The following is a 16,237-nucleotide window of genomic DNA, read 5'->3' as shown; positions in this document are numbered from 1 at the left end:
ATGGAATTTCTTATCATACTTCTCTTACTCGTATTGAATGGTATCTTTGCCATGTACGAAATTGCGCTGGTATCTTCCAGCAAAGCACGTCTCGAAACTCTCGCCGGAAAAGGCAACAAATCTGCACGTGGAGTACTGAAACAACTGGAAGAACCCGAAAAGTTCTTGTCCACTATTCAAATCGGTATCACCCTGATCGGTATCGTATCCGGTGCCTATGGTGGTGTCGCTATCGCAGACGACCTTGTTCCGCTCTTCTCCCTCATACCGGGAGCGGAAGCCTATGCACGTAATCTGGCCATGATCACCACTGTGGTAATCATCACCTATCTCTCTCTTATCATCGGAGAGCTGGTTCCCAAATCCATTGCCCTCAGTAATCCGGAACGATACGCAACCTTGTTCAGTCCGATTATGATTTTATTGACGAAAGTATCCTATCCGTTCGTCTGGCTGCTCAGTATCTCCACCCGCCTGCTGAACAGAATCATCGGCGTAAAGAACGAAGAACGCCCGATGACACAGGAAGAAATCAAAATGATTCTCCACCAAAGCTCCGAACAGGGAGTGATCGACAAAGAAGAGACGGAAATGCTGCGTGATGTGTTCCGTTTCTCGGACAAACGTGCCAATGAACTGATGACACACCGCAGAGACCTTGTCATCTTCCATCCCGATGACACGAAAGACAAGGTGATGAAGACAATCGAAGAAGAGCACTACAGCAAATATCTGTTGGTGGACGAGCGGAAAGATGAGATTATCGGTGTGGTATCCGTAAAGGATATTATTCTGATGGTGGGCAACAAAAAGGAGTTCAATCTGCGTGAAATAGCCCGTCCGGCTCTGTTTATCCCCGAAAGTTTATATGCAAATAAAATTTTAGAGCTGTTCAAGAAGAACAAAAACAAGTTCGGAGTTGTTGTTAACGAGTATGGTAGTACAGAAGGTATCATTACCCTGCACGACCTTACCGAAAGCATCTTCGGAGACATCCTTGAAGAGGACGATACGGAAGAGGAAGATATCGTCAGAAGACAGGATGGTTCGATGCTGGTGGAAGCCTCGATGAACATCAAGGACTTTATGGAAGAGATGGGAATCTTATCTTATGAAGACCTGGAGGACGAAGACTTCACGACCCTCGGAGGATTGGCTATGTTCCTGCTGGGCGGTATCCCGAAAGCCGGAGATATCTTCACCTACAAGAACCTGCAATTCGAAGTAGTAGATATGGACCGCGGACGGGTAGACAAACTGCTGGTCATCAAACGGGACGAAGAAGAATAAAGAAAAAGAATAACCCGAGCAGTAAGCTCACTATATTTATATTAACTTAAAGCACTTAACGATGAAAAAAGTAATTATGTTAGCAGCAGTCGTAGCTGCTTTGGCATCTTGCCAGTCAAAAGCCAACAAAGCCGCAGAGGCAGAAGCAGACAGTCTTTCTATAGAAATGGCTCCGATCACAGAAGTGACCGAAGTTTATGAAGGTACACTCCCTGCTGCCGACGGTCCGGGTATCGACTACGTATTGACCCTGAACGCTGCAACTGACGGTGTAGATACCACGTATACACTGGATATGACTTACCTCGATGCAGAAGGTCAGGGTAAGAACAAAACCTTCTCTTCTAAAGGAAAACAACAGACTATCCAAAAAGTAGTGAACAAAAAACCTACCAAAGCTGTTAAGTTAACTCCGAATGATGGTGAGGCTCCAATGTATTTTGTGATTGTTAATGACACTACCCTGCGTCTGGTAAACGATAGCCTGCAGGAAGCTGTCAGCGATCTGAATTATGACATCATCAAGGTAAAGAAATAATAACCTAAACCCTAACCAGTAAAAAGAAAGAGGATGTGTTGAAACCCTCATAAATTAAATATCATCCTCGCTACGATTATCTGTGGCGAGGATGATTTCGTTAAAAGGGAAGTCTGACACATCCCCTTTTTATTTCTGTCCAACTGATGATGTAAGGTGATTGTGCTTACATCGTTCTGCTTACTAACATCTCTATCCCAATACTCCTTCCCCCTTCTGCAGGCGTTTCAGACGAAGCAATGCCTCTATATAATAATAGTCTGCATAGATAATAGAAGCGTCTATCTCTGAATGAGCCGGCCAATGGCCTGTGCTATGGAGCAGGAAAGCCGGATTGCTTTTACCGCTCTGATAATTGTCGGAACTCAGGCTTGTCAGCATTTCGATAGCGGCATCCTTGTAGTGTTTGCCTTTTCCATTGGGGAGATAGGCAGACAGTTCGAGCAGCGCGGAAGCTACTACGGCAGCCGCCGAAGCATCACGCGGAGCATCGGGTATGCCCGGAGCACTGAAATCCCAATAAGGCACTTTGTCTTCGGGCAAGCGTTCCAGATAGACATCGGCTACTTTCTGCACAAAGTCAAGGTATTTGGGGTCTTTCGTTTCACGATAGACTACGGTGTAACCATAAATAGCCCACGCTTGTCCACGTGCCCACATTGTGCTGTCCGCATATCCTTGGTGAGTCACTCCTTTAATCAGGTTACCTGTGATAGTATCGTATACCGCTACATGATATGAGGTATAGTCCGGACGGAACTGACATTTCATGGTCTTGTCGGCATGAGATACAGCGATGTCGTATAAGTAAGGATTACCACCGTTCTTTGCTGCCCAGAAAAGCATCTCAAGATTGATCATGTTGTCCATGATGGTATTGTGGGGCCAGTTGCGGGGTTCTACTTCCCGTGGCCAGGACAGCATCGTGCCGACTACCGGATTAAACAAAGTAGCCAATGAATCGGCTGTGTCCAGAATCACTTGTTTGTAAGCGGGATTCTGGGTCAGGCGATATCCGTTACCGTAGCTGCAAAAGACCAGAAAGCCCAGATCATGATCATAAGCCGGAATGCGGGAAAGGAACTCTAAGGATGCCGTAAACTTTTCGGCTTCTTCCAGTATATTCTTGTCTTGTGTGTACTCATAATCATACCACAACACTCCCGGCCAGAAACCGGCACACCATTCTTCCTTCGTTGCTTTCCGACAGTTCCAATGATGCTCGTCTGCCATGACATTACGTGGCATCATTGTATAGTCTATACCCGAGTCTCCTTTCAGTTCTACCAGTGAACGTTGGGTCTGTTCCGCGCAATAATCCAGAGCTTTATTCACATCCAACGTACCGGAAGTCCGATGGGCACATGCACAAAAGCCTAGTACTACAACCAACCCTGCTACAATCTTCTTCATTTTTTCGTTCTATATCTTCGTGTTAGTTTCTTATTTTTTATTCTCACTTATTCTTTCTTATTTAGTTACCCGGAACCAGTCTACGTCCGCCCATCCGCGATTTCCATCATTAGGGGTGACACAGAACAAACCGACTTTCGCTCCTATCCACTTTCCCTGCCGGGCAGTAAAAGGTTCTCCCGCTGCTGTGTACTTCTTTCCATCGAGACTATAGGCAAAGGTGCAAACGGCTCCTTTGGCTACTTTTACCCGTAAGTAAACGGTCTTCCACTCATTATCAGCCACTCCCGGCATTTTCAGATATTCCACCGGAAAGCTCGCCAGTTCTTTCACTTGTTCGGGGTGCTGTTGTTCCGCATTTTTGCATACGGCTTGTTGCAGGATAAACTTGTCGCCGGCTTTACGGACAGACAGATAACTATAATCCCATCCCATTACTATCATTCCGGCTTGCTCTCCATCCTGCTTGGCGGTAAACGTCAGCTTGGTAGTAGCCGTGAACTCTTCGGCGGGAAACTTTTGCAGCAGCAGATTAGGCACTTCCCAAAAATTCACGAACTCCTTGGAAAGGCTGCCTGCATAGAGCCGGATATATCCTAGATCTGTCGTAAATCCGTAGGTATCCTGTTTGTTGGCATGCCACTGCCACTGTAATCCCAAGTGCCGTGTATCGAACTCGTCACTTTCCGGAGGAGTAGCTACCGGATACATCTTTCCGACATTCGGCTTTTTATAGGTGGTGACAGGTTCTCCGCAACCGTCTTTGTCTTTATCCACTCCGATCACAGGCCAGTCATTCACCCATTTCATCGGATTGAGATGAATAACACGTCCGTAAGCCCCTTGATCCTGAAAGTGGACGAACCACGATTCTCCTGTATTTGTATCTACCCAGCCCCCCTGATGCGGACCGTTGATGGTGGTCTTCCCCTGCGCCATCACGATCTTTGATTCATAGGGACCATAGATATTCTTTGAACGAAGCACCAGCTGCCAACCGGTAGCTACTCCGCCTGCCGGAGCGAAAATATAATAATAACCATTCCGTTTATAGAGCTTCGGTCCCTCTACCGTATGGTTCTTTCCGTCATTTCCATCGAACACCAGTACCGGATCGGAGATCACTTCCGTTCCTTCCGCATTCAATTCGCAGATTACCAGAATGCTGTTCACTCCGCTGCGACTGCCGGCATAAGCATGTATCAGATATACTTTCCCGTCCTCGTCCCAAAGTGGCGTCGGGTCGATCATTCCTTTTCCGGCTTTCACCAATACGGGTTTGCTCCATGATCCTTTCGGGTCTCTGGTCTTTATCATGTAGATTCCATAATCCGGATCGCCCCAGTAAATATAAAATTCTCCCTTATGAAAGCGGATAGCAGGAGCCCATACACCTTTCCCATGCTGCGCTTTATCGAAAAACTCTTTGGGTTCCTGTACCGGCAACGCATAATTCACCAGCGACCAGTTTACCAGATCACGGGAATGAAGTATAGGAAGTCCCGGTATGCAATTAAAACTGGAAGCCGTCATATAGAAATCATCTCCTGCCGCACATACGTCCGGATCGGAATAGTCGGCATATAGAACAGGGTTCTGATAAGTACCATTGCCTTTATCAGCCACCCAGGTCCGGGATATTTCCTGTGCACTCGCCCAAGTACAGCAAGCCATCATTCCTGCTATAAACAGAATCTTTTTACGCATATAACCTTACTAATCAATTCATTCAAACATACTAATCGTTATTCCTAAAAACAGGTTCTTTTTACCTTATATTAAAACCAATCTTTCAAAAACTGAATCCTTATCTCTTTTCAACAATCTTATTACTAACCTATTTGCCTATATATACGAAGGGGATCAGGTAAATACCTAATCCCCTCGCAAGTTTTTTCTATATTTCCATTAAATAGTATTTTCATTTTATCATTTACACTACTTCGTCAAAGTAGTACTGCCCAAATACTATGCAGTTTTAACGTACCGGAGTCAGTATACCTACATAACCGCCACCTGCAACCATTTTCACGGTCAAAGGTTTTCCGGCAACAATACGCACCTTTTGATTTACCAGTTCCGTCGCTTTCTTATCCGCATTTTTAGCGTCTTTCCAATATTCAAGTTCGTATTCGCCTTCAGGTAAGAAAGAAGTGTCTAGTTTTATAACCCGTTTCGTACTGTTATTCATCACACCGACAAACCATTGTTCATTTGACCGTTTCGCCAATGCAATAAATTCCCCCGGATACCCATCTAAAAAACGAGTGTCATCCCATACAGTAGGCACTACCTTGAGGAAGTCCGCTCCTTGCTGCCCGAGAATATGTTTAGGATGATCAGAAACGACAGTAAACGGACTTTCATAAATCACGAACTTAGAAAGTTCTGCACAACGAGTGTTTGCCACTAAAGTAGGACTCTGTTTCTTAAATTCCTTAAGAGGAACGTTCAGAAAGCCGCCCGGAGTATAATCCATAGGTCCTGCCAGCATACGGGTAAAAGCAAGCGTCACATTATGTTCCGGCACTATTCTATCTGTGAATTTTGAATACTCCTCTCCCATTACTCCTTCACGCGTCAGCAAGTTAGGATACGTACGTTCAATACCATCAGGCTTATAAGAGCCATGAAAATCAACCATTAACTTGTGTTTTGCCGCAGTTGTGACAATCTTCCGATACCAATTCACCATTTCCTGATCATCACGATCCATAAAATCAATCTTTACACCGGCAATCCCCCATTTCTCATAAAGAGCAAAAGCCTCTTTATAGCTATCGTTCTTATTTATGTCCGTACAATAAAGCCACAGCCAGCAACGTACATTCTTCAAACGTGCATATTCAAGTATCTCCTGCATATCCAATTGAGGTGCCGGTTTAGTGATATCGGCATCCGCTTTATTATAGCGCCCATACCATTGCCAGTCTATCACCATATAAGGCCAGCCTTGAATCGAAGCAAGATCTATATACTCCTTAATCACGTCCATTTCCATTTTCACCTCTCCACTCCACCAATGATCCCAGGCGGCCATTCCCGGTTTTATCCACGACGTATCTTCAATAGCACATGGCGGATTCAATCCGGCGATTAATTCTGATTCAATAAACTTCCCCGGATTATCTCCAATCATGATAACACGCCAAGGTGTCACCATCTTCTGAGAAAAGCGGGCTTTTACTCCATCCTCATTCTCGCCGGGCAGAGGTGACAACTTTGTAGTCAGCATTTGTCGCCCTTCCACCTTGCTATCTGCCACACCTATATAAAATCCCGGATAATCATCAATATATGCTTCAGTAATCGCTACATAATTTTGTTTGTCAATCTCGACTAGGAAAGGCAGGCCAGCTACTGTATCCGTCGGCATTTTACTCAATGGTGTTTTAACAAATTCCGATTCCTGTGACGAAGTATAATTACGTTTATACTTAGCAACCCATGCCACTGATGATTCAGGGAGAGAGAAACCTGTCAATTCACGTGTCAGATGTCTATTGCCAATCTTGCGTACACCATATAACTGATAACGAAATGCGATACCGTTATCATATACGCGAATGCAAAAATCCATCTGCCGGCAATCTCCTCCTTTCTCACGGAAATTCAATGTAGCTTCATTCCAGTTCAGAGTAACTTTATCATGCTTATTCTTTACTACCGGTGTCCATGACTCACTTTCCGCAAGTACTTCAGGAGTATTCTGCAAAGAAAGGTTAGTGCCCATCGGCTTTTCATTCTTAAATTCAAAACCTAATGGTGAATCACTAATCAACGTCTTCCCCTGAAAGGAAGCAGAATAAGACAGTTGGTCCTCATAATTGACTTGCAAACGTATCTTACCATCAGGAGAAGTGATTTGAAATGTTTGTGCCGGCACTTTCAGTGCCAGCAACAAACATATAAAAAACGCGCTATATTTCATTATACAGATAATTTTAAGATTCTATTTCTTTTTATCACTGAACAAGAACGTTCCAAAACCAAAATGTTCATAGTAGTATCCTTCCGGACGAATCTTATCAAGAACTTCTTTTGTATAAACCATGTTCAATCCCTTACGATTTACATAATGATTGTAGACCATTTCAAATACCGGACGAAATTGTCCTCTGCCATCAGCTGATATTTTAGTCCAGCTACAATATTTGCCGGTTATATCTGTCCATGTTTTAAAAGGAACATCGTCATGACCGATATTATACATAGAAGTATATTCAAATCCTTTCCTCAAACGATTGTCCAAAACTTCATAAAGATCAGTACCTTGTTTGTAAGCTATCTCACAAGTGACCGACAGGCAAGCTAATCCCAGTTGTGTATGCGCCTGGTCTCTCCCACTTTCCTGACATTGCCCCGTATCGCCATCCACGTAATTCTTGATCGTACCATTATCATTCCCATTCAAATAAAAGTCTACCCCCTTCTTATACATATCCATATCATTGAGAAGCACAGCAGCAGCTACATAACTCATCCCCACAGATGCTCCCCAATTTCCATTTGAATAAGCCGGAGTGGCAATAAACTCATCAAGAACAGGAACAAAGATTTTCTTAAACATAGTACAGACCTTGTCAAAATTATCATCTGTCATTCCCTGAGGATATAAATAACGCATCATTTCGGCAGCATACATAAACTTGACTCCCATAATACCCGCCAGCAAAGGCTGATCACCAGCAACAATCGCTTCTAAGGTATTCGCATAAGCCACTAAAATTTCTGTTGCCTTTTGGGCATGAGCTTCCTTTTTAGTGACAGCATACATCACCGAATTCTGATAAGCCGCATTAAAATCACTCTCATATTTACCTTGGATACTAGGTCGATTTCCATTGTCATTCCCTCTGTAGATCTCTTTATAAGGTCCTTGCATCACATAATCCGATTTTGAACGGGCATCCGCCACAAAAATCTCGTAGCAGCCATAGGCCGGTTGCTCCTTATTTGCAACAATCTCACGCCAACGCTCAATATCACCCGTAGTATGCATTATACCGGGATGGACAAATTTAGCAGGATAGTCAACTTCTATTTTATCATCTTCCCATTCGTCCATTCTGTTTACACCATCTTCAATCTCACTGCAAGAAGAACCAAATGTACTACCGATCAATAGAATACATATCAATATAAAATTCTTTTTCATACAAATACTTTTAGTAAACCATTAAATAATTATCTATATATCACGCTTTATTTACCGGCAGCGACTTCGGCATTGGCATAAGCTTCCGCCTCTGCAACACTTTTAAAGGAACGAATCCAATAGACAGTGTACTGCCCGGTTGGCAGGTTCTGATTATAGATATCTGCCACCTTTACTTCAAACGTTTTATAGTAGCAAAGTTCTGTAGTTGAGAATTTCCCCCATGAGGCAACATCCCAATACAACATACGTGTACCATCATTCAATAAAATACCATTATTTTCGGACTTGCTTGCACCTGTTCCGGAAGTCAAAACCAAATTTAGCGTATAGACCCCTCCCTTGCCGATACCTTTGCCACCTCCAGGAAGGTCGGTTCTAAGAGCTATCACCGGATAATTGCCCCAATGCATCGGTGCCTTATCACTGGCGGAAAGTCTTAAGTCGGCACGTTTCATTTCTGTATTTTGCTGACCACATGTTACAATCATTTTTCCATCTTGGACAACGAAGCTTGAATAATTCTGGGCAATTCCCCAATTCTTAAAACTATTACGTCCATCCCAAATCCACCAGCCCGGATCGACTGTAAGAGTTACAGAGGAAGATTTACCGTTCGAAATACAAGTCGCTGAAACAGTAGCCGTTCCAAAACCGACTGCCGTCACCACTCCTTGCTTCACTGTTACGACTTTTTCGTCACTGGAAAGCCATTCAACGGTACTGGCAGTAGCAGATTCCGGAGTAAAAGAATAATCCAGAGCAAGCTCCTGACTCACATACAGCAGTTCATTATATGGTTCTATTTTCACATCCTCAACAGGAATAAATGGTAATATTTCGAGCTTAAATTCCCCCACAACACCACTTTTGTCATGTGTATAAGCATAAATAGAAACATTTCCCGGCTCTATTCCGGTCACTACGCCTTTCTCATCAACTGTAGCTTTGCTCTCATCACTACTCTTCCATGTCAAATAAGAATAAGTGTGATCAGCAGGCAAAATGCGATAAGTCAACTGTAATTTATCGGTTTGATAGAGTTCTTTTACCAAATTCCCCTCACCATCAACATTTGTAAATTCAATTCCCGTCGCTTTTATAACCTCAGGAATAACTGTTACCTTAATAGTACGTTGAGTAATATTGGCCACACCAAAGCCAATGGCAGGAGTAACAGAAATAATAGCACTTCCTTCTGTTTTACCCGAAATCGTACCATTCTCAGATACTGTAGCTACCTTCTCATCTGAGGAAACCCATAAAAGTTCTGAACTTGTAGGATTTTCAGGTGTAATGGAATATACAATCGTAGTATCCATACCGATGGCAACCGGCAGTTGTTCCGATACGTCCAACGTGATGCTATTAATTAACTGCACTTCAGGCATCCCCGTCGTAAATTGTTTCTCATCTTCACATGAAACGACCGTAAGGCATAGACTTAAAAGACTAATCCCCCAAACTTTGTTCACAAAAAAAGAATATCTATTTTTCATATCATTCATCATTTAAAGTACACTATACATTATTCCCATCCCCGGTTTTGTTTCAAATTAGGATTTAGCTGTAACTGATCCTTAGGCAAAGGGAACAAATAATTCTTTTCAGCCCATTTACGGCCTGTTTCAAGTACTAAAATACCATCAGCATTTCTTGTATACTGACATTTAGGCCATGCTGTCTCATATTCCGTTCCTTTCCATTTAATACCTAGAAGATCTTGCGGCATTTCAGTCTCCGCTGTCTTCCAACGTTTCAAATCATCCAGACGGAATCCTTCATGAAACAATTCAATTGTACGTTCACGACGAATCTCTGTTCTCAAATCCAGGCTATTAATAGAAACAAACTCATTAGAAAGTTTAGGCATCTTCTTATTCACCCGGCAACGTACCAAATTCAAAGAAATATTTAAATCACTATCAGAAATCCGGTCATCACGTTCAAATACAGCTTCAGCATAATTCAATAAAATCTCGGCATAACGAATTACAGGAAAATCATAACCCTCATAATTATCTCTAACGGCACGCTCCGCAGCCCATTTCTGATTATGATATCCGGTACCGGCATTCGGGATAAAATTTTTAATGGAAGCCGATGCCAGATCTGCCGCATCTCCATTCCAAGTTACACGCGGATTGCTGTTGCTCCAGAAATTATCATGTGGGCGAGCCATTGTATAACGCATCCGGTTATCACGATTCATAAATTCGGAATCCATTTTATCATATCCTTTAAACAACGGAGACTTATCAATAGGAAGTCCGTCCTGACAAAGATACATATTGGCAAACTTACGGGTAATCCACACCACATTTATCAAATTGCCCTTTGTGATATTCTTGCCTATAGGATTCAATATCTCATCATAGCGACGAGAAAAAATATACTCCTTATTAGCATCCTTTTTCAATCCGGCAGGGTTAGACTTTGTATCCTCCAATATAAACATATATTTCTGGGCACTATCCCCCAAAGCTTCCGGATTAAACATGCTGAATTGCTTGCTATCTATTACCTCTTTGGCTGCTTTGGCTGCGATATCCAACAATGACTTTCCACGTTCCACATTGTCTCTGAATTTCTGCCAAGTACCTTCATATAAAGCTACTCTGGACAAAAACGCCCAACATCCTTCTTGACTGATACGGCCTTTTTCTACTTCCGCATATTTGGGCAACAATAATGCAGCGTCCTCCAAGTCTTTTATAATAAAATCAATAACCTCACTACGATCATTCTGAGCAACTTTTAATTCCGGGTCTGTTACATTCAAAGGCTTGGTAACAATAATTGCATTACCATATAACTGTACCAATTCGAAATATGAGTAGGCACGAAAGAATTTTGCTTCACCTACAAACTGTGCTATATCCGCCTGATTAGAATAATCCTCCGCATTTTTCAGCAACAAATTAGTTCGGCGGATATGCGCATAGGCATCACCATAATTTCCATCAGACTCCTGAACGGCGTTCGAGCCATTACTAAAGCGATTACGGTCATCTTTATAAGTCATTAAATCTGAATTATAATCCGAATGCAACGGTTTGGTCGAATGATTATCGACTACGCTAAAATTACGGCTCCATCCATAGAACTGATTAGCAAATAATTCAAAATCGGAAGGGGTACTCCATATATTTGTTTCTGCCAACTGGTCTTTAGGTTCTAAGTCCAAGCACGAATGCAACATTAAACCTACTGCCACTATAAAAGCATATTTTATCCTATATAATTTCATAACATTCCAAATTTAAAAAGTTAAGTTTAATCCAAATGTAACATTTCGTGTGAATGGATAACGCCCATAACCTGAGACTTTACGAGAAGCTTCCGGGTCCCATCCATCGTTTATTTTACTTGTTTCCCATAAGTCGGCTCCAGTAACATAAACACGGGCATAACTGATAACTTTTGTTTTAGCCAATAATGTTGCAGGAATAGTATAACCCAATGTTATATTTTTCAAACGTAAATAAGAACCGTCTTCAACCGACCAAGAGGAACAACGATAATTGTAATTATTGATCTGGGATACACTTGTATAAGTAGGATAATGCGCATTCGGATTATCGGGTGACCAGACATTACCTACAGACTGATTAGTAGTGTTCATATATACCTGTCGCATCGGGATACGCCAATTTATATTACTACTATTATCTCCGTCACGCCAAACAGTGCGTTTACCCACCCCTTGAAAGACTACGGAAACATCAAACCCGTTCCATTCCATCCCTCCATTGAAAGAGAAGGAGATTTTCGGATCGTCAGTACCTAAATACACATAATCAGCTTCTGTCAGTTTTCCATCACGATTCACATCTTCAAACATATTATCACCCAAACGCAGTGCACTAGGCATATCTAAAGTATTATTGCCACCATAACGCTTCATGTATTTTTCTAACTGTTCCTCTGTCTGAATCTTGCCACAATATTTCAGGCCAAATACAGAATTCAAAGGATACCCTTCACGATCGGAGCGCACTCCTTCCTTAATAACAACACTACCGCCATTGTCTGTCAACTTATTAGTTGCATAAGTAAAAGTCCCTCCAATGTGGTACGAGATTTTACCGATTTTTTCAGCCCAGTTTATAGTTCCTTCCCAACCACGTGCATTGAAACTGCCAACATTTGCCGTAGGTGCTTTGTCTCCCAATATAGCCGGATAAGTCACATCTATCAACATGTTGTTACATACCTTCCAAAAAACTTCCGCTGTACCGGTCAGACGATTATCAAACAAACCGAAATCTAATCCGATATTATAATTCTGAATAGTTTCCCATGTGCGATCAAGGCTAATCAATTTACCGTTAGTATTCACATAAGACAATTTGTTGTCGCCCACTAAAGCTCCTTTATTCTGTGAGAAGTCATAAAGCTGGACTCCGTCATAGCGGTCAATTCCCCCTTGATTTCCTACAGTCCCATAAGAGAGTCTTAATTTCAACTCATCAAACAGATTTAAATTCTTCATAAAGTTCTCCTCGCTCAATCGCCATCCTCCGGATACTCCCCAGAAAAAAGCCCAACGATTTTCCGGTTGAAATTTAGAAGAACCATCATAGCGGAAATTACCTTCCAACAAATATTTAGACATATAATTGTAATTCAAACGAGAGAAATAGGATAAGAGAGCTTCTTGATATCTTTCGGGACCATTCTTATCTTTATTTTGTAAGGTTACTTCTCCGATACCATTTATTACATCCAGAGAAGGCAATATATTCTTGGCATTGGTAGCTGTGTAATCGTAATCCTTGAAACTATATTGCACACCTAACATTGCTGCTAAATTATGTTTTTCGGCCAATGTTTTATGCCAATTAAGATAAGCATTAAGAGTGTACATATCGGTACGCGAAAACGTCTTGTTATAAAAACTCTCACTCTTTTCCGGGTTGGTTATTACTTTCCTTGTTCCGGCGTAATTATACCAGTCGATTGCTTCTGACTTTATATCACGTATAGAAGTAGAAGTATTATAACCCATAGTAGCAACTGCATCAAAGTTCTTGTTAAACTTATATCTCAAAGTTTCACTGATATTGATAGCCGAAACTCTTAATTTATTGTCTCCTCCCAATTCACAATACCAGTTGGGTGCTCCCCAAGATCCCCATGAATAAGGTTTGCCATCAATCGTAGATGAAGGAAAGCCCGGTTGTTGAACCGAAGATGTCAACGCTTTATTAATCTGCGTCGGAGCAACTTGATCCTGACGATTGTATGCAATGACAGATTCAATATTGAAAGCATCCGTAACCTGGAAATTATTAGTCAGACGGAAATTATAACGCTGATTATTATTATTACCCCATTTCAGGTTACTTCCATCATACATATAACGTGCAGATAAACGATAAGTATTTTTCTCCGTTCCTCCGGACACACTCAACTCATGAGAGGTAGAGGCTGTAGTTCCCCATAATATATCTTGCCAGTCAGTATCAAAAAACACAAAATCATCGACATCATGAAAATCTGTCGCAAACGGATTCTCACTATGATCCAGATCGATGTAGTGTCCTCTATACGCTTTTGCTAAAGCTACATATTGCAACCATTTATCATCAGATTTAAATCCATCATTTATACGTACTTGCGTAGCCGCATCACACCATTCATCCAAACTCATCAGTGTGGGTTGCAAACCAACCAATTTAGCTGTAACAGAACCGCTATATTCAATTTTGGCCTTTCCACTCTTCGCTTTTTTTGTTTGAATAAGCACTACTCCACCAGCAGCCTTGCTACCATAAATAGCAGCTGAAGCATCTTTTAAGAAATTAATAGATTCAATATCTGAAGGGTTTATCTGACTAAAAGCATCAGACTCTACCCCATCAATAATAATCAAAGGATCAGAATTATTCTTGGAGAAAGAACCACGTAATTTCATATTCCAGCTTTCATCACCCGGAGCCGATGAGTTTCGGGTAATAATCACTCCCGGAACTTGCCCCTGCAATGCCTGGGCCGGACTGGCAAGCACTCCCTTATCTTTAATCATTTTATCACTAACTACTGTAACAGCTCCTGTCAGTGATTCTTTCTTCTGTGTTCCATACCCCACTACAACAACTTCATCCAGCACTTCACTATCTTCCTGCAATTTCATATTGATTACAGTCTGCGTAGTCACTTCTACAATCTGTTCCTTATAGCCAATATAGCTAAATTTCAGTTTCGCTTTGGCAGGTACATTTATTGAATAGTTTCCATCGATATCCGTTATAGTACCTTCAGTTCCTCCTATAACACTGATGTTGACGCCAATCAATGGTTCACCCGTCGCATCTACCACCTGCCCTTTCACCCTCTTCTGGGTTTGCGCCACAATCTGGCTATCATTCATATTTGTATCGGCCCATGCCTTTGAAACAGGACATAGTCCCAACATCAATCCTAACACTAACGCAATGGTTTTGTCAGGCCGCGAATTAAAAATTAATCCTCTTTGTTTCATAAAATTAAATTTGAGGTTTAAAAATAGTATAAAATTCTTGTTTTCTAAAATTAGATGAGGCATCTAAATGTCTCTGGATAGATTCTAACTCTTTTTCCATAAGCACAAAGGGTATTTATTAAATAATAAGATTAAATGCATTTCTTGAAGAACTCCCGCATCTCCCGGCGTCCCAAAAAGAGATGATTCTCAACTGTACGCCGGCTAAGATGTAATTCTTCCGCTATTTCTGTAGAAGTTTTATCTTCATATCTACTTAAGATATAAACCACGCGGCGCTGTTCCGGTAAAATAGTAAGCTGACGTCGTTCTATAGAAGCCAAGTCATCAGCAAGGATTTTCTCTTCAGTATCATTGGAAGAAGTGACAGTAAAATCATAGAGGTAACTATCTATCTCCTGCTTTTTATAATAACGACGGATATAGTCGGTCACTAAATTGCGTGCGATCGTGAAGAGGAAGTATTTTACTGTATCCGGACGGAGCATCTGTTTGTAATCCATCAGACGCACAAATACATCCTGAGTTAAATCCTCCGCTTCATAACGGTGAGCAATCCGATAGGTAATATAGTTTAAGATTACCTGATGATATTCCTCGTAAGAACGGGTGATAATGTTGTCGGAAGTGTAAGCTGTTGTCTCCATAATACTATCTTTTTCGGTTTTGAACACGATGCAAATATAAAGGCAATTCCGGAGAATGATTTCAAAAAACAAGGGAGATGAATCTCAACGCATCTAGGTAGACTTTATTTTATTCACACAACTAATAATCAACAAGTTATGTGCATTTAAAACAGAGTCTCATTTTATAAAATGAGACTCTGTTTGGGCATAATAAGCAGACCGATGGTTCATATCTCATCCATTTGAGCAAAGTAACCTGGGAAACAAAAAGCCTTTGGTTATTGTCACTTATCACCTTGGCAGGACAAGTGTCTTATAATTAAAGAAGTAAGGGTGATAATAGATGGTGATAATAAGGTGATAATAGAATAGTTCTTGATTTCTATTATCACCAGTTTTTGATAAACGTTCTATTTATTCATTTGATTATCAGGTATTAGACAGACTATTCAAGGGTAACGTCTACCAATGTTAAAAACACCATTTTTGCCGTGAATGTACGTTGTTTACGCCCAATATTGTTCTATGTATGCTGCATGTATTAAGACAAAGGCTGGGAAGCTTAACATACAAACAAGGCTTGACTAATATATTCAGGTGCTTTCATGTATTCATTTCACGTACGTGAACCATTCAGTTCATGTACGTAAACCCAATGAATCACGTACATGAACCGATGGGATCATATACGTGAAACGATCTCTTGTTACTGACCGAATACA

The 16,237-nt window shown here is 41.4% G+C and carries 10 protein-coding genes; 2 read left to right on the top strand and 8 right to left on the bottom strand.

Annotation, left to right across the window (positions count from 1 at the left end; translation table 11 throughout):
• The gene (locus ACHLI0_RS22370; RefSeq protein WP_022470179.1) at positions 1-1,290 is read left to right on the top strand and encodes a hemolysin family protein; all 1,290 of its coding nucleotides are present in this window, start codon (positions 1-3) and stop codon (positions 1,288-1,290) included.
• Between the two features lie 61 nt (positions 1,291-1,351).
• The gene (locus tag ACHLI0_RS22365; protein ID WP_008760465.1) at positions 1,352-1,828 is read left to right on the top strand and encodes a copper resistance protein NlpE; all 477 of its coding nucleotides are present in this window, start codon (positions 1,352-1,354) and stop codon (positions 1,826-1,828) included.
• Between the two features lie 192 nt (positions 1,829-2,020).
• Here ACHLI0_RS22365 and ACHLI0_RS22360 read toward each other — a convergent pair whose 3' ends face one another.
• From ACHLI0_RS22360 to ACHLI0_RS22325, 8 genes are all read right to left on the bottom strand, one after another.
• Positions 2,021-3,241: a glycoside hydrolase family 88 protein gene (locus tag ACHLI0_RS22360; protein ID WP_225709912.1), complete on the bottom strand. Its 1,221-nt coding sequence runs from the start codon at positions 3,239-3,241 to the stop codon at positions 2,021-2,023.
• A gap of 57 nt (positions 3,242-3,298) precedes the next feature.
• Positions 3,299-4,948 carry a glycoside hydrolase family 43 protein gene (locus ACHLI0_RS22355; protein WP_490750070.1) on the bottom strand — a complete coding sequence of 550 codons (1,650 nt, stop codon included), beginning with the start codon at positions 4,946-4,948 and terminating at the stop codon, positions 3,299-3,301.
• A 271-nt stretch (positions 4,949-5,219) separates the two neighbouring features.
• On the bottom strand, positions 5,220-7,172 hold the full coding sequence (locus ACHLI0_RS22350; RefSeq protein ID WP_081030345.1) for a glycoside hydrolase family 97 protein: 1,953 nt from the start codon (positions 7,170-7,172) through the stop codon (positions 5,220-5,222).
• Positions 7,173-7,193: 21 nt separating this feature from the next.
• The gene (locus ACHLI0_RS22345) at positions 7,194-8,399 is read right to left on the bottom strand and encodes an alginate lyase family protein (protein WP_224200317.1); all 1,206 of its coding nucleotides are present in this window, start codon (positions 8,397-8,399) and stop codon (positions 7,194-7,196) included.
• A gap of 47 nt (positions 8,400-8,446) precedes the next feature.
• Positions 8,447-9,898, bottom strand: a complete 1,452-nt coding sequence (locus tag ACHLI0_RS22340; protein ID WP_225709910.1) for an Ig-like domain-containing protein — start codon at positions 9,896-9,898, stop codon at positions 8,447-8,449.
• A gap of 29 nt (positions 9,899-9,927) precedes the next feature.
• Complete coding sequence (locus ACHLI0_RS22335; protein WP_225709909.1) at positions 9,928-11,649, bottom strand: RagB/SusD family nutrient uptake outer membrane protein; 1,722 nt, start codon at positions 11,647-11,649, stop codon at positions 9,928-9,930.
• Between the two features lie 12 nt (positions 11,650-11,661).
• On the bottom strand, positions 11,662-14,949 hold the full coding sequence (locus ACHLI0_RS22330; RefSeq protein ID WP_225709908.1) for a SusC/RagA family TonB-linked outer membrane protein: 3,288 nt from the start codon (positions 14,947-14,949) through the stop codon (positions 11,662-11,664).
• 68 nt (positions 14,950-15,017) lie between these two features.
• Positions 15,018-15,533, bottom strand: a complete 516-nt coding sequence (locus ACHLI0_RS22325; RefSeq protein ID WP_055217305.1) for a sigma-70 family RNA polymerase sigma factor — start codon at positions 15,531-15,533, stop codon at positions 15,018-15,020.
• Positions 15,534-16,237 lie beyond the last annotated feature (704 nt).

It is taken from the genome of Bacteroides sp. RCH18 (assembly GCF_058231005.1).
Note: the sequence above shows the minus strand (reverse complement) of the source record. Positions and strands in the feature narration are given on the sequence as shown.